Origin of the sequence: Halarcobacter bivalviorum (assembly GCF_003346815.1) — a bacterium.
GTDB lineage: Bacteria > Campylobacterota > Campylobacteria > Campylobacterales > Arcobacteraceae > Halarcobacter > Halarcobacter bivalviorum.
In genome coordinates, this window is the sequence record NZ_CP031217.1 from 1833815 (window position 1) to 1859939 (window position 26125).

Annotated in this window: 25 protein-coding genes; 16 read left to right on the forward strand and 9 right to left on the reverse strand. The window is 27.9% G+C overall.

Features of this window, described 5'->3' with window-relative positions; translation table 11 throughout:
- Positions 1-79: 79 nt before the first annotated feature.
- Together ABIV_RS09355 and ABIV_RS09360 are read left to right on the forward strand one after the other, a co-directional pair.
- Positions 80-862, forward strand: a complete 783-nt coding sequence (locus tag ABIV_RS09355; RefSeq protein ID WP_410471245.1) for a transporter substrate-binding domain-containing protein — start codon at positions 80-82, stop codon at positions 860-862.
- Positions 863-994: 132 nt separating this feature from the next.
- Entirely contained in the window at positions 995-1663 is a 669-nt protein-coding gene (locus ABIV_RS09360) for an amino acid ABC transporter permease (RefSeq protein ID WP_228254286.1), read from the forward strand.
- A gap of 6 nt (positions 1664-1669) precedes the next feature.
- Here the strand turns inward: ABIV_RS09360 and ABIV_RS09365 are convergent, their stop codons facing one another.
- Complete coding sequence (locus tag ABIV_RS09365) at positions 1670-2188, reverse strand: GNAT family N-acetyltransferase (RefSeq protein ID WP_162917999.1); 519 nt, start codon at positions 2186-2188, stop codon at positions 1670-1672.
- Between the two features lie 185 nt (positions 2189-2373).
- On the opposite strand from ABIV_RS09365, the gene sufB reads away from it, so the two are divergent.
- The 7 genes from sufB to ABIV_RS09400 are packed head-to-tail and all read left to right on the forward strand — an operon-like array spanning position 2374 to position 8713.
- Complete coding sequence (gene sufB, locus ABIV_RS09370) at positions 2374-3810, forward strand: Fe-S cluster assembly protein SufB (protein WP_114839634.1); 1437 nt, start codon at positions 2374-2376, stop codon at positions 3808-3810.
- A 33-nt stretch (positions 3811-3843) separates the two neighbouring features.
- The gene (sufC, locus tag ABIV_RS09375) at positions 3844-4584 is read left to right on the forward strand and encodes a Fe-S cluster assembly ATPase SufC (RefSeq protein WP_114839635.1); all 741 of its coding nucleotides are present in this window, start codon (positions 3844-3846) and stop codon (positions 4582-4584) included.
- Between the two features lie 2 nt (positions 4585-4586).
- Positions 4587-5618 (forward strand): SufD family Fe-S cluster assembly protein, encoded by a 1032-nt coding sequence (locus ABIV_RS09380; RefSeq protein WP_114839636.1) that lies wholly within the window; start codon positions 4587-4589, stop codon positions 5616-5618.
- Complete coding sequence (locus tag ABIV_RS09385; RefSeq protein WP_114839637.1) at positions 5611-6792, forward strand: aminotransferase class V-fold PLP-dependent enzyme; 1182 nt, start codon at positions 5611-5613, stop codon at positions 6790-6792. Before ABIV_RS09380 ends, ABIV_RS09385 begins: the two co-directional genes overlap by 8 nt.
- Positions 6793-6800: 8 nt before the next feature.
- Entirely contained in the window at positions 6801-7211 is a 411-nt protein-coding gene (locus ABIV_RS09390) for a SufE family protein (RefSeq protein ID WP_114839638.1), read from the forward strand.
- 11 nt (positions 7212-7222) lie between these two features.
- Positions 7223-7567 carry a metal-sulfur cluster assembly factor gene (locus ABIV_RS09395; protein ID WP_114839639.1) on the forward strand — a complete coding sequence of 115 codons (345 nt, stop codon included), beginning with the start codon at positions 7223-7225 and terminating at the stop codon, positions 7565-7567.
- The gene (locus tag ABIV_RS09400) at positions 7568-8713 is read left to right on the forward strand and encodes an MFS transporter (protein WP_114839640.1); all 1146 of its coding nucleotides are present in this window, start codon (positions 7568-7570) and stop codon (positions 8711-8713) included.
- Here the strand turns inward: ABIV_RS09400 and ABIV_RS09405 are convergent.
- Positions 8710-10965, reverse strand: a complete 2256-nt coding sequence (locus ABIV_RS09405) for an EAL domain-containing protein (RefSeq protein WP_114839641.1) — start codon at positions 10963-10965, stop codon at positions 8710-8712. The two genes, ABIV_RS09400 and ABIV_RS09405, sit on opposite strands and share 4 nt — an antisense overlap.
- A gap of 145 nt (positions 10966-11110) precedes the next feature.
- Here ABIV_RS09405 and ABIV_RS09410 point away from each other — a divergent pair, with 145 nt between their 5' ends.
- Both ABIV_RS09410 and ABIV_RS13630 read left to right on the forward strand, forming a co-directional pair.
- Positions 11111-11413 (forward strand): hypothetical protein, encoded by a 303-nt coding sequence (locus tag ABIV_RS09410; RefSeq protein ID WP_129088508.1) that lies wholly within the window; start codon positions 11111-11113, stop codon positions 11411-11413.
- A gap of 12 nt (positions 11414-11425) precedes the next feature.
- Positions 11426-11590, forward strand: coding sequence for a hypothetical protein (locus ABIV_RS13630; RefSeq protein ID WP_162918000.1), 165 nt, complete (start codon positions 11426-11428; stop codon positions 11588-11590).
- 24 nt (positions 11591-11614) lie between these two features.
- On the opposite strand, the gene ABIV_RS09415 is transcribed toward ABIV_RS13630, so the two are convergent.
- The 6 genes from ABIV_RS09415 to ABIV_RS09440 form a co-directional block, all read right to left on the reverse strand.
- The gene (locus ABIV_RS09415; RefSeq protein ID WP_162918001.1) at positions 11615-12859 is read right to left on the reverse strand and encodes a TolC family protein; all 1245 of its coding nucleotides are present in this window, start codon (positions 12857-12859) and stop codon (positions 11615-11617) included.
- Positions 12860-12869: 10 nt separating this feature from the next.
- Positions 12870-16001 carry an efflux RND transporter permease subunit gene (locus ABIV_RS09420; protein WP_114839644.1) on the reverse strand — a complete coding sequence of 1044 codons (3132 nt, stop codon included), beginning with the start codon at positions 15999-16001 and terminating at the stop codon, positions 12870-12872.
- A gap of 85 nt (positions 16002-16086) precedes the next feature.
- Positions 16087-17082 carry an efflux RND transporter periplasmic adaptor subunit gene (locus ABIV_RS09425; protein ID WP_114839645.1) on the reverse strand — a complete coding sequence of 332 codons (996 nt, stop codon included), beginning with the start codon at positions 17080-17082 and terminating at the stop codon, positions 16087-16089.
- Complete coding sequence (locus ABIV_RS09430; RefSeq protein WP_114839646.1) at positions 17082-17312, reverse strand: DUF2798 domain-containing protein; 231 nt, start codon at positions 17310-17312, stop codon at positions 17082-17084. Before ABIV_RS09430 ends, ABIV_RS09425 begins: the two co-directional genes overlap by 1 nt.
- A complete protein-coding gene (locus tag ABIV_RS09435; protein WP_114839647.1) occupies positions 17309-17911 on the reverse strand; it encodes a TetR/AcrR family transcriptional regulator in 603 nt (200 codons plus the stop codon). The genes ABIV_RS09430 and ABIV_RS09435 overlap by 4 nt, the downstream gene beginning before the upstream one ends.
- 179 nt (positions 17912-18090) lie before the next feature.
- Positions 18091-19545 (reverse strand): protein adenylyltransferase SelO, encoded by a 1455-nt coding sequence (locus ABIV_RS09440; RefSeq protein WP_114839648.1) that lies wholly within the window; start codon positions 19543-19545, stop codon positions 18091-18093.
- Positions 19546-19661: 116 nt separating this feature from the next.
- Here ABIV_RS09440 and ABIV_RS13760 point away from each other — a divergent pair, with 116 nt between their 5' ends.
- Entirely contained in the window at positions 19662-19793 is a 132-nt protein-coding gene (locus tag ABIV_RS13760; protein ID WP_265936985.1) for a hypothetical protein, read from the forward strand.
- Positions 19794-19808: 15 nt separating this feature from the next.
- Positions 19809-20027: a thioredoxin family protein gene (locus ABIV_RS09445; protein ID WP_114839649.1), complete on the forward strand. Its 219-nt coding sequence runs from the start codon at positions 19809-19811 to the stop codon at positions 20025-20027.
- A gap of 22 nt (positions 20028-20049) precedes the next feature.
- Here the strand turns inward: ABIV_RS09445 and ABIV_RS09450 are convergent, their stop codons facing one another.
- Positions 20050-21648, reverse strand: coding sequence for a PAS domain-containing sensor histidine kinase (locus tag ABIV_RS09450; protein WP_114839650.1), 1599 nt, complete (start codon positions 21646-21648; stop codon positions 20050-20052).
- A 71-nt stretch (positions 21649-21719) separates the two neighbouring features.
- Between ABIV_RS09450 and ABIV_RS09455 the strand changes: the two genes are divergently transcribed.
- From ABIV_RS09455 to ABIV_RS09465, 3 genes are all read left to right on the forward strand, one after another.
- On the forward strand, positions 21720-22406 hold the full coding sequence (locus tag ABIV_RS09455) for a response regulator transcription factor (protein ID WP_114839651.1): 687 nt from the start codon (positions 21720-21722) through the stop codon (positions 22404-22406).
- A 211-nt stretch (positions 22407-22617) separates the two neighbouring features.
- Positions 22618-25215 carry a Sec-dependent nitrous-oxide reductase gene (gene nosZ / locus ABIV_RS09460; RefSeq protein WP_114839652.1) on the forward strand — a complete coding sequence of 866 codons (2598 nt, stop codon included), beginning with the start codon at positions 22618-22620 and terminating at the stop codon, positions 25213-25215.
- Positions 25216-25330: 115 nt separating this feature from the next.
- Positions 25331-26125, forward strand: a complete 795-nt coding sequence (locus ABIV_RS09465; protein WP_114839653.1) for a cytochrome C — start codon at positions 25331-25333, stop codon at positions 26123-26125.

Sequence of the window (26125 nt, forward strand, 5' to 3'; positions counted from 1 at the left end):
AAAAAATAAGTTTCTTATGAGATAATGTAAAAAACTTTAAAGGTTATTAATTATGTTAAAAAAATTACTATTAACTCTTATAGTACCGTTTTTAATGGTATTTATTTCTGGATGTAATGAAAACTCTTCTCAAACAAAAGAAGAGAAGAAAGTATTAAAAGTAGGAATGGAACTTGCTTATCCTCCATTTGAAATGAGTGAAAAAGATGGAACACCTTCAGGAGTATCTGTTGATTTTGCTAAAGCTTTAGGTAAAAAGTTAGGAAGAGAAGTAATTATTGAAAATATTGCGTGGGATGGTCTTATTCCTTCTCTTAAGACAGGAAAAATAGATTTAATTATCTCTTCTATGACTATTACTCAAGAGAGAAAAAAGTCAATTGATTTTTCAATACCTTATGCTCAATCTTCTTTAGCAATTTTAGCAAATAAAAACTCTGAAATTAAAACTATTGAAGATTTAAATCAAGAGGGAAAAAAGGTTGCAGTAAAAAAAGGCTCAACAGGACATCTCTATGCTAAAGATAATTTACCAAAAGCTGATGTTTTAGTTTTTGATAAAGAGTCTGCTTGTGTTTTAGAAGTTGTTCAAGGAAAAGCAGATGGCTTTTTATATGATCAATTAACTATTTATAAAAACTATTCTCAACATAAAGATACTACAGTTGCACTACTTCAACCTTTTCAAAAAGATTTTGAGTATTGGGGAGTGGCATTAAGAAAAGATGAGCCTCTAAAAAAAGAAGTAGATGCTTTTATTAAAGAAGCAAAAGAAGATGGGACATTTGACTCTTTTGCAAATAAATATTTAACTGATGCTAAAAAAACTTTTGATGAACTTGGCATTGCATTTTTCTTTTAGGACTAAAAAATTAAACTAAAATATCTATTTATAAATGAATTAGGATTTAAAAAAGATAAAAAACTCTCAAGGGTTTCTTATCTTTTTAACTTACTACTACTTACAGTGCTTGTTTGTGTAACACTATATTTTATGTTTAAAAATATCTCTTATAGTTTCAACTGGCAAAGTGTTTATGAATATAAAGAGAAGTTTATTGATGGTTTTATAATGACTATTATAATCTCATTTTTTGCTCTTATTCTAAGTTTTGCAATTGGACTATTTTTTGCATATGGACAAAACTCAAAATTTATTCTTCTTAGGTTTTTCTCCAGATTTTATATTGAGATTATAAGAGGCACTCCCCTTTTAGTACAAATACTTATCTTTTTTTATGTTTTTGCAAATAATCTAGGTTTTGAAAATAGATATATTGTAGGTACTGTAATTCTTGCACTTTTTGCAGGAGCTTATGTGAGTGAGATTATAAGAGGTGCTCTTGAATCTATAGAAGTTGAGCAATTTGAAACAAGCTTAAGTCTTGGCATGTCAAATTACCAAATGTATAGATATGTGATTTTTCCACAAGCTTTTAGAAGAATGTTACCTGCATTAACTGGTCAATTTGCGAGTATAATAAAAGATTCATCTTTACTTTCTATTATCTCAATTAGTGAATTTACAATGAATGCACAAGAAGTTAATGCTTATACTTATTCAACTTTAGAGAGTTATATCCCTCTTGCTCTTGGTTATTTACTTCTAACTTATCCTATCTCTTATTATACAAATAAATTAGAAGCAAAAATCAAAAAATAAAGCCTCTTAAAATCTTTTAAGAGATTTTTTTAAGGCTTTATAAAACTCTTCATACTCCTCTTTTGAAAGAATATTTTGAGATAATAAAAGAAGTTTTAACTCTTCTGCTTTTTGCCTAAAAGGTATTTGAAAATGTTCATGCTCATTTACTACAAAGCCAAACTTTGCATAAAAGTTTAATCTTTTTTGAGTTATTTCATCAATAATTGGCTCTATTTCTAAAACAATATTTTTATTTTCATCTATAAATTTTTGTAAAATCTTAGAACCATATGCTTGACCTCTCAAATTTTTATTTATTGCAAAATGTTCTAAAAAAGTATAAGAAGAGATTGTCCAAAAACACACAATTGAAATTAAAACCTCATCTTTTACATAACAAAGCATCTTAAAATTTTCATCTTCTAATACTTCAAAATGCTCTTCTAAAGTTCTTCTTTCTATCTGTGGAAAAGAATCTAAATAAAGATTCCAAGCTTCATTAAAATATTTATCATCTCTGTTTTTTATAAAAATAAGTTCCATTATATTTATCCTTGTAAAATTGAAACGCATAATCTACTCTATTTCACATATTAATATCTTGAAACTAAATTGAAAACTAATTTAAAGTAAAATATTAGTTTTAGACTTATACTATTTTTTAATGAACATATGTTAAATTTTCTTAAATAGGACAATTTTAGTCCTAATTAAACAAAGGCTTTAAAATGAGTGACAACAAACATTTAAAAGAGATACTTAAACAAGACTATAAACTAGGATTTGAAACACTTGTAGAGAGTGACACTTTTCCAAAAGGTTTAAATGAAGATGTAATAAAAGCTATCTCTAAAAAGAAAAATGAACCTGCTTGGTTACTTGACTTTAGATTAAAAGCATACAAAATATGGCTTAAAATGGAAGAACCAGACTGGGCACATTTAAAATACCCAAAAATAGATTATCAAGATATTTCATATTTTAGTGCTCCTAAAAAAGCATTAGACTCTTTGGATGAAGTTGACCCAGAAATTTTAAAAACATACGAAAAATTAGGGATTCCATTAGAAGAACAAAAAATGCTTGCAGGAGTTGCAGTTGATGCAGTATTTGATTCAGTATCAGTAAAAACTACTTATCAAGAAGAGTTAGAAAAATTAGGAATTATTTTCTGTTCTATTTCAGAAGCAGCACATAATCATCCTGAACTTCTAAAAAAATATTTAGCTTCAGTTGTTAGTAAAAATGATAACTATTTTGCAACATTAAATAGTGCTGTGTTTACAGATGGAAGTTTTGTTTATATTCCACCAAATACTAGATGTCCAATGGAACTTTCAACATATTTTAGAATAAATGCTTTAAATACTGGACAGTTTGAAAGAACTCTAATAATCTGTGATGAAAACTCTTATGTTTCATATAATGAAGGTTGCTCTGCTCCAAGTAGAGATGAGAGACAACTTCATGCAGCAGTTGTAGAGTTAGTAGCCTTAGAAAATGCACAGATTAAATATTCAACTATTCAAAACTGGTATCCAGGAGATGAAGAAGGGAAAGGTGGTATTTTAAACTTTGTTACCAAAAGAGGTTTATGTAAAGGAGATAACTCAAAAATCTCTTGGACACAAGTAGAGACTGGTTCTAGTTTAACATGGAAATATCCTTCATGTGTATTAAAAGGGAATAACTCTGTAGGAGAGTTTTACTCTGTAGCTATCTCTAGTCGTTCTCAACAAGCAGATACGGGAAGTAAAATGATTCATTTAGGAGAAAATACAAAATCTACTATTATCTCTAAAGGTATCTCTGCAATGAATGGAGTAAATGCCTATAGAGGTTTAGTAAGTGTAGGGAAAAATGCTAAAAATGCAAGAAATATTTCAGAGTGTGATTCACTTCTTATTGGACATAAATGTAAAGCACATACTTATCCATACCATGAAATTAAAAACTCAAGTGCACATATTGAACATGAAGCGACTACTTCAAAAATATCTGAAGAACAACTATTTTATCTATCAGCAAGAGGTATTGATGAAGAAGATGCAATTGCTATGATTGTAAATGGATTTTGTAAAGAGGTATTAAAAGAACTACCTATGGAATTTGCAGCAGAAGCTAAAGAGTTATTAAGTATCTCTTTAGAAGGAAGCGTTGGATAAAACGAAAAAGAGAACATTTTTAAAGGAAAATAGATGTTAAGTATTAAAGATTTAAAAGTAAATATAGAAAATAAAGAGATTTTAAAAGGTTTAAATTTAGAGATAAAACCAGGTGAAATTCATGTACTTATGGGACAAAATGGTGCAGGAAAATCAACTTTAGTAAAAACAATTAGTGACCATTATGATTGTGAAGTTACTGGTGGAGAAATTACATATAAAGATAAAAATCTTTTAGATTTAGATGTTTCACAAAGAGCTAAAGAAGGTATCTTTTTAAGTTTTCAAAATCCAGTTGAGATTCCAGGAGTAAATAATAGTTATTTTCTAAAAACTATTGTAAATGAAAAAAGAAAATATCATAATGAAGAAGAGTTAGATGCAATGGGCTTCTTAAAATATACAAAAGAGGAACTATCTAAATTTGAGATTGATAAATCACTTTTACAAAGAGATTTAAATGATGGTTTTTCAGGTGGAGAGAAAAAAAGAAATGAACTTATTCAACTTCTTCTTTTAAAACCTGATTTAATCATGCTTGATGAGATTGATTCTGGGCTTGATGTTGATGCTGTAAAGAGTGTAGCAAAAGTTATTAATAACCTATTAGAAGACAAATCTAAATCTTTATTAATGATTACACACTATGACAAACTCTTAAGTCTTGTAAAACCAGATTTTGTACATATTTTAAAAGATGGGAAAATAGTTAAAACAGGAGACTACACTTTAGCACAACACCTTGATAGTGTTGGGTTTCAAGGATTGGAGTAATTATGAAACTAATAGATTTAAAAGATATTAACTTTCCAACAAAAAAAGATGAAGACTTTAGAAAAATAAATCTAAATCCTATCTTAGAAAAAGAGTTTGAATACTCAAAAAACTATAAACTAGATTTAGAACTTGAAGAGAGTCACTCTATTTTATGTAGAACAAATGAATTAGTAAAAATAAATGAGAGATTAAATACAAAAAACTATGAACTAAATATTAAAGAAGATAGTCAAGAGCCTATAATAATTATTCATAAATTAGAAAATGAAAATAGTATAAACACTAACTCTTTAAGAATAAATGTTTCAAAAGATGTAAAAGCCTCTGTAATTGAAGTTTTTATAAATGAAAAAAACAATAATTTTTATAGTGTGAATAGAGAGTTTAATCTTCTAGAAAACTCAAGCTTAGAGTATTTAAAAATAGAGGATTTAGAAGAAAACAACTCATTATTAATCAATTATGTAAATAACTTAGCTGATAACTCAAAACTAAATCATACAAACTTTGAGTTAGGTAAAGGTTTTGCTCTTTCTATTTATAACACCAGTTTAGAAAAAGAGAATGCAACTTTAACTATAAATGGGTTTGTAAACCTAAAGCAAAGTGCAAATAGTTCTTCAATATTTAACACAGTCCATGAAAATAGAAACAATAAAAGTCAAATAAGATATAAACATATCTTAAATGATAGTTCAAAAGCTGTATTTGAAGCTATGTCAAAAGTAAATGAGAAAGCTTTTTATTCTAAAGTTTATCAAAGCACAGATACTATTTTATTAAGTGATGATGCTACTATTTTTGCAAAACCTCATTTAGAGATAAATATAGATGAACTTGAAGCTAGTCATGGAGCAACAACTGGTTCATTAAATGAGGAGCAACTTTTATATTTACAATCAAGAGGTATCGATAAACAAAAGGCTAAAGAGATTTTATTAAAAGCTATAGAGAATGAGATTTTAGATACTATTTTAGACTCAAAAATAAAAGATTTTGTAATAGATTATAAAAGGAGCAGTTATGTTTAAAAATGATTTTCCCTATTTTTCAAATAGTGATATTGTCTATTTAGATAATGCTGCAACAACACAAAAACCAAAAGAAGTAATCACTTCTCAAGTAGAGTATTATGAAAAATATTGTGCAAACACACATAGAAGTTCTTTTGGGGATGCGAATAAAGCAACATTAAATTATGAAAATGCAAGAAAAACTTTGCAAAAATTTATAAATGCTCCAACAAAAGAGCAAATTATTTTTACAAAAGGGGTTACAGAATCTATTAATTTTATAGCCTCTTCATATGCTAAAAAATTTGATAAAGTAATTATCTCTTCTTTAGAACATCACTCTAATATTGTACCTTGGCATATGCAAGGAAGAACTTTAGGTGAAGGACTGGAAGTAGTCTCTTGCAATGATAATTTAGATTTTGATTTTGTAGAGTATGAAGATATTTTAAAACAAAATCCAAACTCATTTGTAAGTATTACTCATATTTCAAATGCTTTTGGAAAAATCCATGATATTAAAGCAATTATAAAATTAGCTCATAAATACAAATCTGTAGTAATGATCGATGGGGCACAGAGTTTAGCTCACATGAATATTGATGTTCAAGATTTAGATGTAGATTTTTTTGCAATATCAGCACATAAAACTTTTGGACCAACAGGAGTTGGGGCTATTTATGTAAAAGAGTCTTTATTAAAAGAGCTTGAACCTTATCAAACAGGAGGAGCAACAATTCATGAGGTAGATTTTCTTTCATCTACAATGCTTGACTCTCCTTATAAGTTTGAAGCAGGAACTCAAAATATTGCTGGAGTTATAGGCTTTGCAAAGGCTTTAGAATATCTTGAAAAAGTTGGATATGAGGCAATAATGAAACAAGAGCATGAGCTTTATGAGTATTTGACTGATCAGTTAAGCAAATTACCAAATATTATTTTTTATAATGATACAGAAGATTCTATTGGAAGTAAAAGTTTCAATTTCAAAAATATTATCCATGATGATATTGGAATTTTACTTGATAAAATGAAAATTGCTTTACGTGTAGGACATCACTGCGCACAACCCATAATGAAACAACTTAATATAAAAGGGACTATTAGAGTTTCAATAGCTTTTTATAATACAAAAGAGGATATTGATAAGTTAATTACTGCTTTAAAAAAAGCTCTTGATATGCTAAGGTAAGGATAAAAATGACAACTATTGAAAAAAGAGTTCATGAGATAAAAGAGGATTTAGACTTCTTTGAAGATGAACTACAAAAATATGAATACATTATTGATTTAGGCAAAAAATTAGAGGAGTTAGATTCTCAATACAAAGTTGCTGAAAATATAGTTCATGGTTGTACTTCACAAGTTTGGTTAATTTGTGAGAGAAAAGAAGATAAGCTATTTTTCAAAGGAACTTCTGATGCAGTTATTGTTAAAGGTCTAGTTTATATTATTCTAAAAATCTTTTCTGACTCAACAATTGAAGAGTTAAAAGAAGCAGATATGGATATTGTTTATGAATTAGGTCTTAGTGAAGTTATTACTCCAAATAGACAAAGTGGAGTAATTGGTATGATGAAAAAAATTAAAGAGTATGCTTTAAAAGCATAAAAGGATTATAAATGTCACTTATTGAAGATAAAGAGGCTTTAAAAGAAGATGTAATTAAAAGATTAAAATCAGTATATGATCCAGAAATACCAGTAAATATCTATGATTTAGGATTAATATATAAAATTGATTTTGAAGAGAAAAACAATTATGTTTTTGCAACAATAGAGATGACACTAACTTCTCCTGCTTGTCCAGTAGCAGAGAGTTTAGTAGAACAAGTTAAATATGTAACTCAAACAGCAGATATTATTGATGAGGCATATGTTCATTTAGTTTTTGATCCTCCTTGGGATCCTTCAATGATTAGTGAAGAAGGAAAGGAAGTAATGGCTGTTTCTGGAGCTCATATTTAAATGAAAAGAAATGAGCTTCTAATTATTATTTATACAATTACAGTTTTATTATCTGTAATGTATGCTACCCAACCTATTCAACCTCTATTAGCAAAAGAGTTTAATGTATCAGTTGTAAAAGCTTCATCTTTTACAGCTGTTATTATGCTTTTTTTAGCAATATCTCCTATTATTTATGGATATATTTTAGAGTCAGTAAAAACAAAGACTGTGTTAACAGTAGCTTCAATAACACTTTTTGTGACAAATTTAGCCTTAAGTTTTTCAAATACTTATGAAGTTTTCTTGACTATTAGAACTATCGAAGCAATGATTGTACCTGCTATTTTAACTGCTTGTATGACTATTTTAGCAAATGATAAAGAGAATACTAAAGTAAATATGTCTATTTATGTTGCTGCAACTGTATTTGGTGGACTTGTAGGAAGAGTTTTCTCAGGTTTTATTGCTACAGAATTTGGGTGGAGAGTTGTATTCTTTTCACTTTCATTAGCACTTTTACTTGGTCTTTATTTTATAAGAAAACTATCTTTTGAAGGGGATACACAATTAGCAAAACCTAAACTAAATGATATTACTAATATTTTAAAAGATAAAAGGTTTGTAGTAATCTACTCTTTAATGTTTGTTATCTTCTTTATTTTTGGTGGTATTTTAAATATTTTACCATTTAGAATAAAAGAACAAGTTCCAGATATTACAGAGACACAAATTGGTCTTTTATATCTTGGATATGGTGTTGGAATTGTAGTTTCACTTACTATACATAAAATCATTGCTTTATTTAAAACAGAGCTACCAACTGTTTTAGCAGGAATTGCTATTTTCTTCCTTGCTACAATAGGATTTTTTAGTTCAAATGCCTTATTCTTATTTTCACTTGTATTCTTATTTTGTTTAGGAATGTTTATCATTCATACAGTTGCTACAAGAATAGCAAATTCATTAAAACAAAATCAAAAAGCACTTACTTCAGGAATGTACCTTAGTTTCTACTATTTTGGTGGAGCAATTGGTTCTTTTGCCCCATCATTTGTATATGCAAATTTTGGTTGGAATATAACTATGTTTTTATTTATATCTATGCTTGTAGGTATCTTCTTTTTTGTTTTTATAAATAGAGGTTTATTTAAAAATTTCAATTAATCTTCTACTATTTTTTCATTAGGTTTACCTATGTAATATCCTTGGGAATAATTTATTCCCATCGATTTTACATAATCAAAAATTTCTTTATTTTCTATATATTCAGCAATAGTTTTAATCCCTAAATTGTCACATAAAAACTTTAAGGTTCCAACCAAAAGTTGAGTTTTTCTATTTTCATGAATATCTCTTATTAGTGTTCCATCTATCTTTAGATAATCAATATACTCATTTAGATTAATAATATATTGATAATTAGAATAGCCACTTCCAAAATCATCAATTGCAATTTTACAACCTAAAGCTTTTACCTCTTTTATAAAATTTAAAAACTCCTCATAGTTTTCAATTGCTTCTGATTCAACAAGTTCTATAACTAATTTTTGCCCTACTTTATATTTTTCAATATTTTCATAAATATAAGTTCTTATTTCCTCGGAAGAAATATCTTCTGCACTTAAATTTATAGAAAATTCTGTTTCAAGATTTTGAAAATACTCAAAAGACTTCTTTATAATAGACTTTGTTAGCTTTTTATATTTTTTAATATCTTTGGCAATAGATAAAAAGCTATCTGGATAGAGTAACTCATCTTCATATTTTAGACGAACTAAAGTCTCATATTTTTCTATCATCTCTTGTTTATTATTGTATATTGGTTGAAAGTGAACTATAACATCATCATTTTCTATAGCTTTTTTTACTTTATTTGCTAATCTAATATTATCTTTATTTAATTCAACTCTTTTATCTTCTCTATTATAAATATAAATATTGCTTTTTATAAAGTTTGCTGTTTCTAAAGCGATCTCAGCTTCTTGAACTTTTCTTGCAATATTTGTTGCTTCTTCTGTACTACTAACTCCAATTGTACATTCAACTAAAATTTTAAAGTTATTTCTAATCTCAAACTCTTCATTTTCAATATCTTTAAAAAGAGTCTCTACATCCTTTTTTAATAACTCTTTATTATCAAAATTATAGATAAAAGCAAATGAGTTTTTATCTATTTTATATAGCTCATAAAATCTATCAGTAAATTCATAATAAGTTAAAAACTTTGCAATAGATTTAATAAGTTGATTTGCTACTTTATATCCATAAGCATTTGTAACTTTAGAGAAATTGTCTATCTCTAAAATGATTACAATTTTATTTCTGCTTTCATTATTTTTATAATTAAATAAAAGTCCTTCTTTATTTGGTAAATAAGTTAAATTATCTGTAACCATTTGTGTTTTTAACTTATTTTTTAAAAGCTCAGGAGTTTTTGAAAAATAGATAATTACAGGAAGAGTTAATAAAATCAATATAATAAAAACCAAATAAGTAATATCTCTATCTTTTTTATTTTGAACAGCTAAATCATGATATTTTAAGCCTAATACTAATCTTAACTCTTGTCCTGTTTCAAAAAAGTGCAATTTTTTACTATAAAAAGTGCTTGAAAGATACTCTTCATAAAATAGTGCATTTCTTGCATCAAAAGAGTCAAAAGCATCTTTTAATAAGTAAGTATCATACTTATCACTTTTTATACCATATTCAGGATTTGAATGTAAAATAAACTTACCTAAGTTATCCACAATCATAACATCATAAAGCAAAGCATTTTCATACTGCTTTAAAAAATCATCAAAACTTATATTTATGATTAAAACTCCAGCTTTTTCACCCTTTTCATTAAAGACAACTTTTCCTATTCTTAATGATACTTTTTTAGGTAAAACAAGTTTTCCATATTCTCTTTCTAAATCAAGTTTAGAAAAGCCTATTTCTTCTTCTAAATTTTTAAAACGAATGAAATAGTCTCTACTAGATTTATCTTGTAATCTTTCTTCAGGAACTATAAATGAAATCTCTTCATCTCCAAATTTACCACTAGGAGCACCTTCTACTCTGATTTTTTCCATTCCATTTATATCTAATAATCTTACTTGTATTGCAGAAGGCAAGCTTTTTTTTACAACTAAAAATAACTCTTCTAACTCTTTTTTATTCTCTTTTTTATTTATATACCTATTTAAAAGTTCACTTTGAGCTAAAGAAGAAATTGCAAGATTATATGTTTTTATATACAGCAAAAGTTCTTTCTCTTTTTCATAAGCCTTACTTCTCATTTGTTCCAATGAAATCTTATTAATATCATTTTTATGTGTACTTTGAAAAGCAAAAAAAAGTAGACCTAAAAGACATAAAGTAAAAATAAAAAAAAGTGCTAAAAAAGAGTATTTGTAGTTAATTCGCTCCATCACTTGTCCTGAAAAATTTACCCAATTTTACAAAAGAAAGGTGTCAAAATAGTATCAAAAAATTTTTTTTATTATTATAACTTTATAAAAAAATACCTCTTTTTATAAAAGTTGATTTAATAATTTTTATGTAATAATGTCTATTATGGCAAAAGAATATAAAATACAAAAGAAAAAAACAGTTGCAACAACTGTATCACAAGTGACATTTAGAATACTTGTTACAATAGCAATAATAATTTTTGCATATCTTATTTATGACAAAATGGATTTTGCAAATGGTGGCTTTGACTTTAGTTCAGCGGATAGAAACAAGGTTGAAACTAAAACACCAGAACAATTAAAATGGTTCGATGACTTCAAGGGAGTAGAAAATGTTCCTAGTAAAAAACAACTTGAAGAAAAAAATGAGAAGTCAGGAAACTTTTTAGGATTTGGTTCAAAATAACAGGAGAATAATATGGAAATAATTTTTTTAATCTTTTCTATATTAGTACTATTTTTTATAATTTTTGCACTTTTTCAAACATTTAAATATTATAAAACAATGAAAAAGTTTAAAAAAAGAAAAGAAGAAGGTGCAACAAAAGAAGAACTTGAAAAAGAATTCAAGTTCTTTGATTGACTTGAAGTAAAATTACTTCAAGCTTTATCTTTCTAAAATTCTGTCTAAAGAAGCCTTAGCTAAAAATCTATCATAAAAAGCATTATCAAAACTCTGTTTTGCTTGTGCTAATAAAAAGTTTGCATTGATTAAATCTGTAGTTGTAGATAAACCCTCTTTAAACCTATTATTTACAATTTTATAATTCTCTTTTGATTGCTCTAAAGAGATTTTTGCAGTCTCATAGTTTAACTTAGAAACATCATACTCCTCAACTGCATTTTCATATTGAAGTTTTATATTTAATTTTAACTCCTCTAAATCCTCTTTAACTTGTAAACTCTTTTTTCTTAAAATGATAGTTTCAGCATAATCAGCTCCACCATTAAAAAGATTCCATTTTACATTTACAGTTGCAGTTGACTGCTCATCATTTTCTAAAGTATCAGAATTTAAAGAAGAATCTTCTCCATATTTTGTATGTGCTAAATTTAAAGATACAGATGGTAGTGAAGTTCCATAAGAGTTTGCATTTTTTTGACTCAATAAAGCTTCAATACTATTTTTCAATGCTTTAATCTCACTTCTTGAAAAAATTTCATCCTCTTTATAATCAAAAATAAAAAAAGTATCTTTATTTAAATCTTTAATATTCTCATCTTTAGATAACTCGCCACCTAAAATATTTTTTAAGTTATACCAAGAAACTTTTGAATCTGCTTTTGCTCTTGCTAAATTTTGTTTTGCTTGTAGCATTTGTGCGTTTACTTGAAGTAAATCATTTTTTGCTAATAAACCTTGTTCAAACTTACTTTGTGCATCTTTATATTGATTTTGTAAAAGTTTATATGCATTTTCTATGGTCTCAATATTTTTTAAACTCTTTAAATAATTTATATACTTCACTTTTGTTTCATATACTAAATCATGTTTTGAAGCCTCTAAAGTATATTTTGAAGCAAGTTTATTTTTTTGTGCAGCATCTAATGTATAATAATCTTTTAATCCACTAAAAAGATTATATGAAATTATAGCACTTGCATTTGCATTATCTTTACCCTCACCTAAGTCATACTTATTTGCATTGTATGTATAAGAAGTATCTACTTTAGGTAAAAAACCTGCTCTACTTTTTCTTACATTTGCTTTTGCTTCATCATAAATATATTGTTGTTTAATATAGCTATTATTATTTATCAAAGCTATATCAATAGCTTCATTTAAATCTAAAGCATATAAATTTACCCCTAAAAATGTAAGGGGTAAAAGTTTTACTATTTTTTTATTCATAAAAACTTCCTTATGATTTACTAACATCAACAGGCTCTTTACTCTTTTTATTTTTAACTCTTTGCTCTAACTTAATGAAAAACATTAAAAGTGCAGGAGTAACAAAAATTGTAAAGATAGTTGAGAAGGCTAATCCACCTGTAATAACAGAACCTAAACCTCTATAAAACTCACTTCCTGGTCCTGGAATTAAAACTAAAGGTAACATACCAAAAACAGAAGTCATTGAAGACATATAAATAGGTCGAACCCTTGTTCTTGTAGCTTCAATTACTGCTTGTTTATGTTCCATTCCTTTATTTCTTATATAATTTAAACTTTGGTGAACTATTAAAATTGCATTATTTACAACAATACCAACTAAAATAATAAATCCAAGCATAGTTAAAATATCCAAAGTTTGTGGGGCAATAAAGGTATTTGTTAAAGCAAGACCAATAAACCCACCTGCTGTTGCTAAAGGAACTGTAAACATAATAACTATTGGATATAAAAAGTTTCCAAATAGTGATGCCATAAGTAAATAAACAATAACTAAGGCTAATATAAAGTTTCCTAAAAGTAAACCTATTGTCTCAGTTAACTTATCTGCTGTTCCTGACATTCCAATTTCTACTGATGAAGGAATCATTCCTTGAGTTTTCATTCCCTCAAGCATTCCACCAATAATCTTCATTGCCTCTTCAATAGTCATACCTTGAGGAGGAGTTACTTGAAGAGTAATTGTTCTTTTCCCATCTAGGTGTCTAATTTCACTAATACCTGTAGTAAACTCTGTTGTAGCCAAAGATGAAACAGGAACTAAAGAAGAGTTAGGTAAAGCTATTTGAGAAGCTAAAATATCTTCAGGAGATTTAATCATCTCATCATCAGCTTTTAATACTAAATCTATTTTCTTTTTACCCTCTTGTTCAAAATCACCAATTTTTCTTCCATCCATTAGAACATCAACAGTTACTCCTAAATCTTTAGAACTAAGACCTAAAGCTCTTAATGCATCCTGATTGGGCTTTAACCTTACTTCAGGATAAAGTAACTCAACTGATGGTACTGGTCGAACTTGACTTCCTTGTAAAGTCTGCATTGTTGCACCAAAAAGCTGTGCTCCTACATTTGCAATATCTTCAATCTTTTCACCTGAGATATCAATATTTACATTATTTCCTTCTCCAATTCCATCTTCAAAAACTCCTGATTGAATAGATACACCAAAAATAGAAGGCATAGAATTCACAAGTGGAGCAAACATAGGAATTAAGTCTCTTGCTCTATCTTCATGAACAGATGTTCCACCAAAAAGATTAAAATCTCCAAAAGAGATATAAAAAGCTCTATTTAAACCAGGAATATCGACTACATCTTTATTTACATGTGGTTCTATACCTTTCATTAAGTATGCACCCATCTCATATCTTTCTTCATATGATAAACCAGGAGGAGCAATTAAGATATTAAAAATTAAATTCTTATTTCCTTGTGGTAAATAATCAAGCTTAGGAAATAGAAGATAAATTGTTCCCACAGAAAAAATAGCTAATGATAAAATAGTAATTACTTTTGATTTAACATCTTTAAGTGATAGATTTACTACTGACATAATTATATTAACTGCTTTATGTCCTATTTCAACTATTTTTCCACTCTCTTTTATCTCTTTTTTAGAAAAAGAAGCAAACTTTTTCCAAAGCATTGGAATAACTGCAATTGAAACAAATAAAGAGAAGGTTACAGCTGATGTTACAGCAATTGCAATATCTTTAAATAGTTGTCCTGCTTCATCTTCTAAGAAGATAATAGGTAAGAAAACAGCAATAGTTGTAAGAGCAGAAGCTATTAAAGCTCCCCATACTTCACTTGCACCTTTATAAGCAGCTTCTGAAATACTCTCCCCTGCTTTTCTATGTCTATCAATATTTTCTAAAACAACAATAGCAGCATCGACCAGCATACCAACAGCAAAAGAGATACCTGCAAGCGAAATAGTATTTAAACTTCTTCCCATTGCAGAAAGAATAATAAATGTTCCAATAATAGAAATTGGAATAGCTACAGAAACAACTGCTGTAGGAGAAATACTTCTTAAAAAGATTATTAAAATAAGAACGGCTAAAATACCACCAATAATAATATTTTGTTGAACTAAATCAACAGAACCAACAATATATGGTCTCTCATCATAAATCCAATGAATTTTTAAGCCATTATCTTTTAAAATACCTGCATTTAATTCATTTACTATTTTTTCTACATCATTTGTTAGTTTTACAACATTTACTTCAGAACTTGGTTGAACACCTAAAAAAATACCATCTTTTCCTAAGAACATAGCAACAGTACTTGGAGTTTCATATCCAAAATTTACTTTTGCTATATCTTTTACTCTTACTCTTTGTTCTCTATTTGAGATTAAAATAACCTCTTCAATATCTTTTATACTTTTAAATTTATGTACTGTTCTAATTCTATAAGAACGTCTTTCTAAATTTTGAAGTCCTGCAGATACATCTACATTCTCATTTTGTAAAATATTTATAACTTGAGGAATAGTAAGACCATAAGAAGCAAGTTTGTTAACATCAAACTCAATTTGCATCTCTTGTTCTCTTCCTCCACCACCCATAGTTCCAGAAACACCGTCAACTCTTCTAATAACTGGTTTGATTTCATCTTCAAAAAATGTTTTATATTCATCAATATGTCTTGTGTTATTATCTAAAGTTTGTAACATCATCCAAATAACAGGACTTGCTGTTGCTGTTTCTATTACAGGTTCTTCTACATCACTAGGATATGAACTTACTTCATTTAATTTATTTGATACATCTTGTAAAGCAGCTCTTAAATCTGTTCCTAATTTAAAAGTTAGTGTAACTTCTCCATAATCATCTTTTGAACTTGATTCATATTCTATTAAGTTATTTAAACTTTTTAGGGTATCTTCTTGCTCTTCAATAATTTCCCTCTCTATTTCATAGGGAGTTGCTCCAGGCCAAACCGTAGTAATTTTAATCTCAGGTTTAGTTACTGTAGGAGTTAATTGATAAGGAAGTTTTGACAATGATAAAAAACCAAATAATACTACTATTAGTACAGAAACTATTATTGTTACTGGGTTTTTTATGGAAAACTTAATTAAATCCATTTATATATTCCTTTAACTTGTTCCCCAAATTTCAGGGGAACCTTTTAGCTTATAATTTCTTTTTTAAAAAAATAACAATTTATCTCTATTTATTTAATACTTTTACAGGAGAGTCAGGGAATACTCTTTCATTCCCTTTTTTTACTACATCCATACCTTCGTGTAAACCTTCCGCAGCAATTGCAATTTTATCTCCAAGATAACCTACAATCTGTACTGGTGTCATATATGCTGTCATTTTATCTGTAACCGTAAATACAACATTTTGTCCAAATCTTTTAATAACAGCATCTCTTGGTACAACTAAAGCTTCAGTTTTACCATTTTTAGAAAGGCTTACTTTTGCTTCTTGACCATCAAATACAAATTCATCTTTTATATCTGCTTTAAATTTAACAGGAAAAGTTCTTGTTACTTTATCTCCTGCTGGAATAGCAGCAAGTAATCTTGCTTTTAAACTACTATTTGCAACTGTTACTTCATAAACATCATCTTTTTTTAAGCCATTAACTACTGATAAAGGAATATTAAAAGTAATTTCTACTTTAGAAGTATTTACTACTGTTAAAAGAGGTGTTCCTGCATTTACCCATTCACCTAAGTCAATATGTCTTTCAACTACAACAGCATTATATGGAGCTTTAATTTGCTTTTTTATAGCTTGAATTTCTAATTCTTTTAAAGTACTTTTTGCAGTAATATATTTTAGTTTTACATCATCAAACTCTTTTTGAGAGATAGATTTTTGCTCTAATAACTTTGTATATCTCTCATAATCTTTTTTAGTTGTTGTTGCATTTGCTCTTGCTGATTCAACTTGTGCATTTAAAATATCTGCATCAATTTGAACAAGAGTCTTATTTTTCTTTACTTTGTCTCCAACTTCAAAATTGATTGCTTTTACAACACCAGAGTTTTGTGCAGCTAATACTGACTTTTTATCAAACTTAATAGTTCCAACAAACTCTTGTAAAGGGTTAACTTCTGATTTTACAATTTTTGAAGTCTCTACTAAAGAAGGACCTCCCATAGCAAAAAGTGAAGCAGAAAAAATAGTTAAACTTAATAATTTTTTTATCATTATTTTTCCTCTTTAATTAATTTATTTGTAATTTTCTGTACCATAGGAGCAACAAAAAATACTATTGGAAAAGCACATATAAAGGCTTTTACAAATGCTTCCATCCATTTACCTATAAATCCATCAATAAAACCTAGATTTATAAAGGTAATAACCATGCTCATAATAAAGCTCATAAATAAAGACATAAAAAAGGCAAAAGTTAGCCTTCTATACTTTGGGTTTATCATTTTTTAATCTCAATTAGCTGTAAAATAGTTCCAATAAACTTTTCATAATCTGCTCTAACATCGAAATTCGCTTGACTCATTTTTCTTAGAGCAAGTCCTTTATGATAAGTTAAAATTCCATCTGCTAAGTTAAGAGCATCCTCTTTTATCTCACCTTTTTTTATAGAATCTTCTAAAATTTTAATTAGTTCTCCACCAAAAAATTCATTTTTCTCACAATTAAACTCTTTCATTGATGGGTTTTCTTCTGCTAAAACAATCGATAAAAACTCTTTATATCCATTGAAGTGTTTCATGTTTTCTTCTGAATTATTTAATACAAAATCAAAAAATAGTTCAAATTTATCTTCAATAGTATTTAACTTTGCAACCTCTTTTGTAAACTCTTCATGGTGCTGTTCTATATGCATATTTATAATTTCAAAAATAATATCTTCTTTGTTTTCAAAATATTCATAGATAGTACCCTTACCTATTCCTGCTGTTTTCGCAACCTCAGCAACAGTAAGTTTTTTCATTCCAACTTCATGAATTAAATCAGAACAAGATAGTGCAATCTCTCTTCTTTTCTCTTCTTTATTTATTTTTCTTGGGCTCACGTTTTATCTCCTCTCAGATAAAAGTAATCAAAAGTTTTACTTTTTGACTGACCGTCGGTCAATTACTCAAATCGAAGTATAGAAAAAGAAAGCTTAAATCAAATTTAAAAACCGACCACTGGTCAGTTTCTAATTATTTTATTTATTTTATTAAAAAAAAGTGTAGAGAAAGTGGTCTTTTATGAAGAACAAGAAAGTTGTAAATTTGCAAACTTATTTAAAGTTGGTTTTGCATACCTTTCAAATTCTTTATGCTCATCAAATGGGCTTTGTGCTATCTTTAACAAATCATTTACTAAAGTGAAATCTTTCTTTTCAGCCATCTCAATTGCCTCTTGAAGCATATAGTTTTTAATGATATATTTAGGATTTGTTTTTTTCATTATTTCTTTCATAAATTTTAAATCTTGATTTTGTTTATTTACTATTTCTTTATATTTATCAAGCCAATCTAATAAAGCTTCTTTATATGGTACAAAATCTAAAATAGCTGAAAAATCATCAAAAGAATCAAGATTTGTCAATTGCCAAAAGAAGAAATTGTAATCACATTTTGATACTTCTAAAGCTTCAAGTAATTCAAGGACTAAATCAATATTTGAATCGCCAGCTAAATCAATATCTAGTCCTAATCTTTTATTCATAAGTTCTAAATAATGTTTTTGATTTGAAGAGATAAAAGTTTGAAGATATTCTAATAACTTTTTCTCATCACAAACATCTTTTAAAGCATGAGCTAATACTTCTAAATTCCATCTTGCTACATAAGGTTGATTAGAATAAGAGTATCTTCCTTCTATATCAGTATGATTACAAATACATCCCATTTCAAAATTATCCATAAAAGCAAAAGGACCATAATCAATTGTAAGTCCAGAAGTAGACATATTATCTGTATTCATAACTCCATGCATAAAGCCATAAGCCATCCACTGTGATATAAGTTTTGCAGTTCTATCTACAAGCTCAAAATAGAATCTTTCATAAGAGTATTCAACTCCTTGTAAATGAGGATATGAATTTTTAATTACATAATCAAGAAGTTGTTTTAAATGTTTTATATCATCTTGTTTTGCAAAATATTCAAAGGTTCCTATTCTAATCCATGAAGTTGAGAGTCTTAAAACTATTGCACCTGTTTGTTCTTGTTCATAAGGTCTATAAACTGGACTACTTGAACCAATAAGAGCTAATGCTCTCGTAGTTGGTACTCCTAAAGCATACATAGCCTCACTCATAATATATTCTCGAATACTAGACCTTAAAACAGCTCTACCATCCCCTTGTCGTGAATATTTAGTAAGCCCTGCTCCTTTTGTTTGTAAATGCCATTTGCTAATTTTCCCCAAATTTATAGCTCGTCCATCTCCTAATTGAGGAACATAATATCCAAACTGATGACCTGAATAAACTTGGGCATAAGGTATAGAGTTTTTTAAAAAATTTTTACCATTTATAAAATCAATAAAATCTTCTGTTTCACACTCTTCATAATCTAAGCCTATCAAATTGCAAGCTTCTTTAGAATAACTTATAAGATGTGCTTCTAAAAGTGGTTGTGGTTTTACTTTTTGATAAAACTTTTCAGCAAATTCAAAATAATCACAATCTACTTCTAATTCATTTAGTTTCATTAAATACCTTAATATAATTTCCGAATTATAAAATAAGATGTTTTTTCTCTCATTTAACTAAACAAATACTTTATAAAGTTAAGGTATATTACAAATAACATATAAAAGGAGAAAAGATGAAAAAGTTTTTATTTTTATTTTTATTTAGCTTTTCTTCACTATTCGCTTTTGAAGAACTTTCAGAAATAGATTTTGAAGATAAAATTGCTAATAAAAATGTAATCATAGATTTTTATAGTGTATATTGACCTGCTTGTAAGGTTCTGGGTTGGAACATTAAAGAGTATAGTAAAAACAAGCGAGATGATGTAACTATCTATAAAGTTAACGTAGGAAAAGAGATGAATATTGCAAGTCATTTTGACTTACTTGGTGTTCCTGCAATTGCATTTTTAAAAGATGGTAAACTCATAATTTTAGAGTATGGAATCAAAAATGCAAAAACATTAAAAGAGCTTGAAGAAGAATATTTCGGTAAGTAGTTTACTTACTGAGATATCTCAGTTAATGAGGTAAGAAAATAGTAAACTCTGCACCATTTTCAACATTTTTAGCTTCAATACAACCTTTAAATTGATTTTTTATAATCATCTTTGACATATATAATCCTATTCCTGTAGAAGACTTCTCTTTTTTTGTATTAAAAGGTTTAAATATATCTGATATTGGCTCTATTTTTATTCCTCCTGCATTATCTTTTATACATAAAATAATATGTTCTTTTGTATCTTTAAGAGTTATTTGAAGAATAGGGTTTTCTATCTTGTTTAATTTTATAATATCTATACTGTTTTGAATTATTGATAAAACAATATGGGCTAAACTATTTGAATTCCCATAGATTTTTATTTGAGAATCTATCTCTTTTATTAAAGTCACTTCATTTAACCTTAAAATAGAATCTACTATTTTTAAAGCCTGTTCAATTGAAATAATAGGATTAAAAACTGTATTTTCTGTCTTTTTATAAAAATCTTGAAAATTTGTAATTGTTTCTGACATAAATTGAATAATCTCTTCATTTACAACTGCTTCTTTTAAGATTTCTTCATCTTTAGTCTTTTTTCTTATATACATACAGTTAAAGCTTAGTTGAGCTAAGGGTTGCCTCCATTGATGGGCGATTATAGCAATCATTTCCCCTAATGCTGCAAACTTAGATTGTTGTTCAAGTATTTTATCATTGAGTTTTTCTTTAGAGATATCTTGAATATTTGCAACAATTGCAATATCTTTATTTTCTCCACTTGTCCCAAAAGAGATTCTAATAGGAAATCTTTCTAAGTTCTTATTTACTGCTTCCACTTCTTGAACATTCTTTATATTTTTTGAGTTTAATATTTCATAGATATTAGGTACAATTTTTTCAAACTCTGATTTATTTAACATCTCATCTTTTGTATATTTAAATATATTTTGGGCTTCTTTATTAAATGTTCTTATTTTAAAATTACTATCAAGGGTAATAATAGCATTTGTACTTGATTCAATTACTGCATTTGAAAACTCTTTTTCCATAATCAAATCATTAGTTCTTTTATTTATTTTTCTATTTGCTGGCATAAAAATAAATAATGCTTCAAAGAGTAAAGTGATTAAAGTTGAGATTAAAATAAAAGTTTCTACACGTTGTAATTTTCTTGTATTTTCCTGTGCCTCTTTTAAATAAACTACGACTGCTTTTTCTAAATCAAGCAATAAACTTTCAGAGTTTTTTAATACATAGTTTTGACTTCTTCCATCTCTATTTTCATAAAATCTTTTAGCATGAAAAAGATACTCTCTAACTTTTTTATCTAAATAAATTTTTTCTCCATAATAGACATTTTTTAATTCATCTGATAGTTCTAAAGAAGTTAAAGTTTTATGATTTTCTTCCATCTCTTTAATTTTTACTTTTAATTTATCAATTTTATAATAAATTGCAAAGAAGGCAATTTCTCTAGTAATAATTTTCTGATTACCACTCATATTTACGAGCTTGGCATCATTTGATTGAATACTTAAAAGCTTACTTAAATTAAAAAAAGCCAATAGTGATAAAAACGCAATAATCGTTAAAGCTAATACATATCTTTTAGTAAAACTTAAGCTTTCAAACATAATAGTCCTAAATATTTTTAATCTAATAATGCTATCATAGTTTTCATCAGATTTAAAAATGGACTATAAAAATGATAGAAAAATATGAGATTAAACTTAAAAAATCTTCTATTCTTTTAGCAGAAGATGAAGAGAATTTAAGAGATAGTTTTAAGAAGGTATTACTCCTTTATGTACAAAAAGTCTATACTGCTTCTGATGGAGAAGAAGCTTTAGAACTCTATTATAAACATAAACCTGATATTCTTATTACTGACCTTAAAATGCCTAAAATAAATGGTTTAGACTTAATTAAAACTATAAGAAAAGAAAATGAAGAGATTCCTATTATAGTTACAAGTGCCTATACAAATCAAGAATTTTTATTAGAATCAATTAAGTTATCCTTAGTTGAATATGCTGTTAAACCTATTAGAGAAATTAATTTATCAGAACTTCTTGAATCATGTGCAAAAATTCTAATAAAACATTCAAGAACAATAATTAAGCTAGCAGAAAATTGTTATTATGATTATGATAATAAAACCTTTACTTATAAAGAAGAGACTACACTTTTAACAAATAAAGAGATTGATTTTATAGAAATACTTTTAAGTCACAGAGGAAATCTAGTAACTAAATATAAAATAGAAGATAAACTATATATCTATGAAGAAGCTCCACCAAGTGCCCTAAAAAACTTAGTTTTTAAATTAAGAAAGAAACTAAAAGTTGATATTATTAAAACAGTATCAAAGCTTGGTTACATGATAGAATAACTAATTTTATCATTTTCAAAAATTTAAAACTACAGCGACCCAAAAGAAACTTACCCTATTATAGAATTACTTTAAGATTAAATATTAATTATATGAAATAAGTTTTAATTAATTTTAAAACTTCCTTTTTTTATTGATATTTGTCAATTTATGCAGTCGACGAAAATAGTATATTAATACTATTAACTTTTTGTAAGAAGGAGAAGTTAAGATGAAGAAGTCATATAAAATACTCTCTTCGTTAGTTTTGGGTAGTACACTTACAACTTCTGTTGCATTAGGGGCAACAAATGAATTATCTAAAGTAATGAAAGAAAGAGGGCTCTCTGAAATTGATGTTATTAGAGCAGCTAAAACATATAACCCTACTGGAATCAAAGACAAATATGTTGTTTTTTCATCAGGTGGACAATCAGGACAAGTAATTGTTTATGGTGTTCCCTCAATGAGAATTCTAAAATATATTGGAGTATTTACCCCAGAGCCTTGGCAAGGGTATGGATACGATAAAGACTCACTTGCAATATTAAGACAAGGAAATATCAGAGGTAAAGAGATTAACTGGGGAGATACACACCACCCTGCTTTATCTGAAACTGATGGAAAATATGATGGAAAATGGTTAGCAATTAATGATAAAGCAAATCCTAGAATTGCAATTATTGACTTAGGAGATTTTGAAACAAAACAGATTGTTCCAAATCCAGTTTTCAAATCTGACCATGGTGGTGCTTTCTTTACACCTAATTCTGAATTTATTATTGAAGCTGCTCAATATGCAGCACCTTTTGATAATGAATATCACCCTATAGAGGACTACAAAGAGACTTATAGAGGTGGAGTAACTATGTGGAAATTTGACCCAAAAATTGGGCGAATTTTACCTAAAGACTCTTTTACTATTGAATTTCCTCCTTATCATCAAGATTTATCTGATGCAGGAAAAGGAGAGAGTAATGGTTGGGGATTTACAAACTCATTTAATACAGAGATGTATACAGGTGGAATAGAAGTAGGAATGCCACCAAATGAAGCTGGTATGTCAAGAAATGATACTGACTTTTTACATGTATACAACTGGAAAAAACTTGCAGAACTTGCAAAAAATCCTAAAAATGTAAAAATTGTTAATGACCATAGAGTTATTCCAATTGATGTTGCAGTTAAAAATAATGCCCTATTTTTAATTCCCGAAGCTAAATCTCCCCATGGAGTAGATGTATCTCCTGATGGTAGATATATTATTGTTTGTGGGAAACTAGATACTCATGCTTCAGTTTATGATTTTAGAAAAATCAAAAAACTAATTGATAATAAAGAGTATTCAGGGAAAGACCCTTATGGAATTCCTATTCTTGATATGAAAAAATCATTACATGGACAATTAGAGTTAGGACTTGGGCCTTTACATAATCAATATTCACCTATTGACGGACAAGTATATACTTCTTTATATGTTGATTCTCAAGTTGTAAAATGGGATTATAAAAAACTAAAAGTTTTAGATAAAGAGAATGTTCACTATAACATTGGTCACCTTGCAGGAATGGAAGGAAAATCAGCAGATCCTCAAGGGGAATATATCATTGCTTTAAATAAACTTTCAATTGATAGATTCCAAAATGTAGGACCTCTACATCCTCAAAATCACCAATTAATTGATATTTCTGGTAAAACAATGGACCTTTTAGTTGATATGCCTCTACCTTTAGGAGAACCTCATCAAGCTGTTGCTATTAGAGCTAGTAAATTACATCCTCATGTAAGATACAAAATGGGAACTAATAGTAAAACAGGAAAAGAGCATATTGGAAAAACTCTTGCGGGACAAGAAAGAATTGAAAGAAAGGGAAATCATGTAACCGTGTATGCTACTTTAGTTAGGTCACATATTAACCCTGAAAGAATTACTGTAAATAAAGGTGATTTAGTAACTATTCATATGACAAATCTTGAAAGAGCACAAGATGAAACACATGGATTTACAATTGATAACTATAACCAACACGGTTCATTAGAACCAGGAGAAACAACAACTTTAGAGTTTGTTGCTGATATGGAAGGGGTATTCCCTTACTATTGTACAGAGTTTTGTTCTGCGCTTCACTTAGAAATGATGGGATATTTAATGGTTAAAGATCCTAACAAAAAATATGAGAGTGCACAAAAGTTAAAAATGAAATCAATGACTACGCAAGAGTTAAAAGCAGAATATGACAAAACTGTTGCGGTAAATAAAGCAACAGATGCTGTTATTCAATCAGTAGTTAAATTTTTAAAAGATAATAAATTTGAAAACCATAAAGTTGTTGCAGATTTAGTAACAGATGCACTTGACCAATACAACAAAATTCCAGAACAAAAGAAAAAATCAGATGAAGCTTTCAAAAAAGGAGATATTGAAAAAGCAATTCTTTTTGAAAACATGATTTGGCAACTAATGGTTAAAACAGCCGATGTTGGGATTAGAGCAAAAGATACTTTAGTTAGAAAAATTGCAACTAAGCAAAGTGCTTCTGCTGCAAGAGGAGAAAAAGCTTTTGCAGAAGGTGGTTGTAATGGATGTCACGTAATAGGAAAAGTATCTTCAGGACCTGACTTAACAGGAGTTTTACAAAGACATGAAAATGGTGTTAAATGGGTTAGTAAATTTATTCTAGAACCAGAAACAATGTATGATGATCCATATGTAAAAGGGATGATTGATTATTTTAATTTAAAAATGCCTAATCAACATATGACAGAAGAAGAGACAAAAGACATTATTGAATATCTAAAATGGATTGATGAAAATGCCAACCTTTTCTAAAAAAGAAGAAGAAGAGAAGAAAATACTCTCTTCTCTTCTTTATACACGAAGATTTAAAATATAAGCTAAGAAAAGTAACTTATATTTTAAAACTCTACGAAGAAGGACAAAAAAAATGCATACAAGTTTTATAAAATCAAAAATTTATGCCCTAATTGCACTAATATTAATGACCTTAGCATTTACTTTTCCAATGATTGCTTTCCATGGAACTTTAAATAAAATTGATGCAGGAAAAGAAGATGAAATCTCTTCTTTAGCAATTAAGGTTTGGAATTTTTACAATCAAGGTAGATATAAAAGTACAACTGTACCAAAAGAAGCTTTCAATGATTTAGAAAAAATGATTGATACTTCTTCTGAAATTGGTGTTGCTTCACTTCCTATTTGGACCTGTAGTTTAGAAGCACCAAACTATCCTAAAAAAGCTTTTCCAGAGGGAATTCCTGTATTTTTCCATTTTGATGGATTTTCAGGAGAGGTTCATGAGATGAATACAATTAATCACTATGTAGGGATGGACCCTATGTGGAAAGGTGGAGTACTTGAAAGAGAAATAGGAATATATGCTTTATTAGGTCTTTCTTTATTTATGATTTATTTTATTCTTTTTCATAAAAAGATTTTTACATACATAATGTACATCCCTGCAGCACTACCTCTTTTATTTATTGCAGATTATTCTTATTGGTTATATTGGTTTGGCCACAATCTACATGATTGGGGTGCTTTTAAAATAAAACCCTTTATGCCAACTGTTTTTGGAGATGGAAAAATTGCTCAATTTACAACTCATTCATATCCTACTATTGGATTTTATATTTTATTGTTAATTGGTCTATTTTCACTTTTATCTATTCTTTCAAAAAATAAAGCAATGAAAGAAACAAAGATTGATTATAAGGTTTAA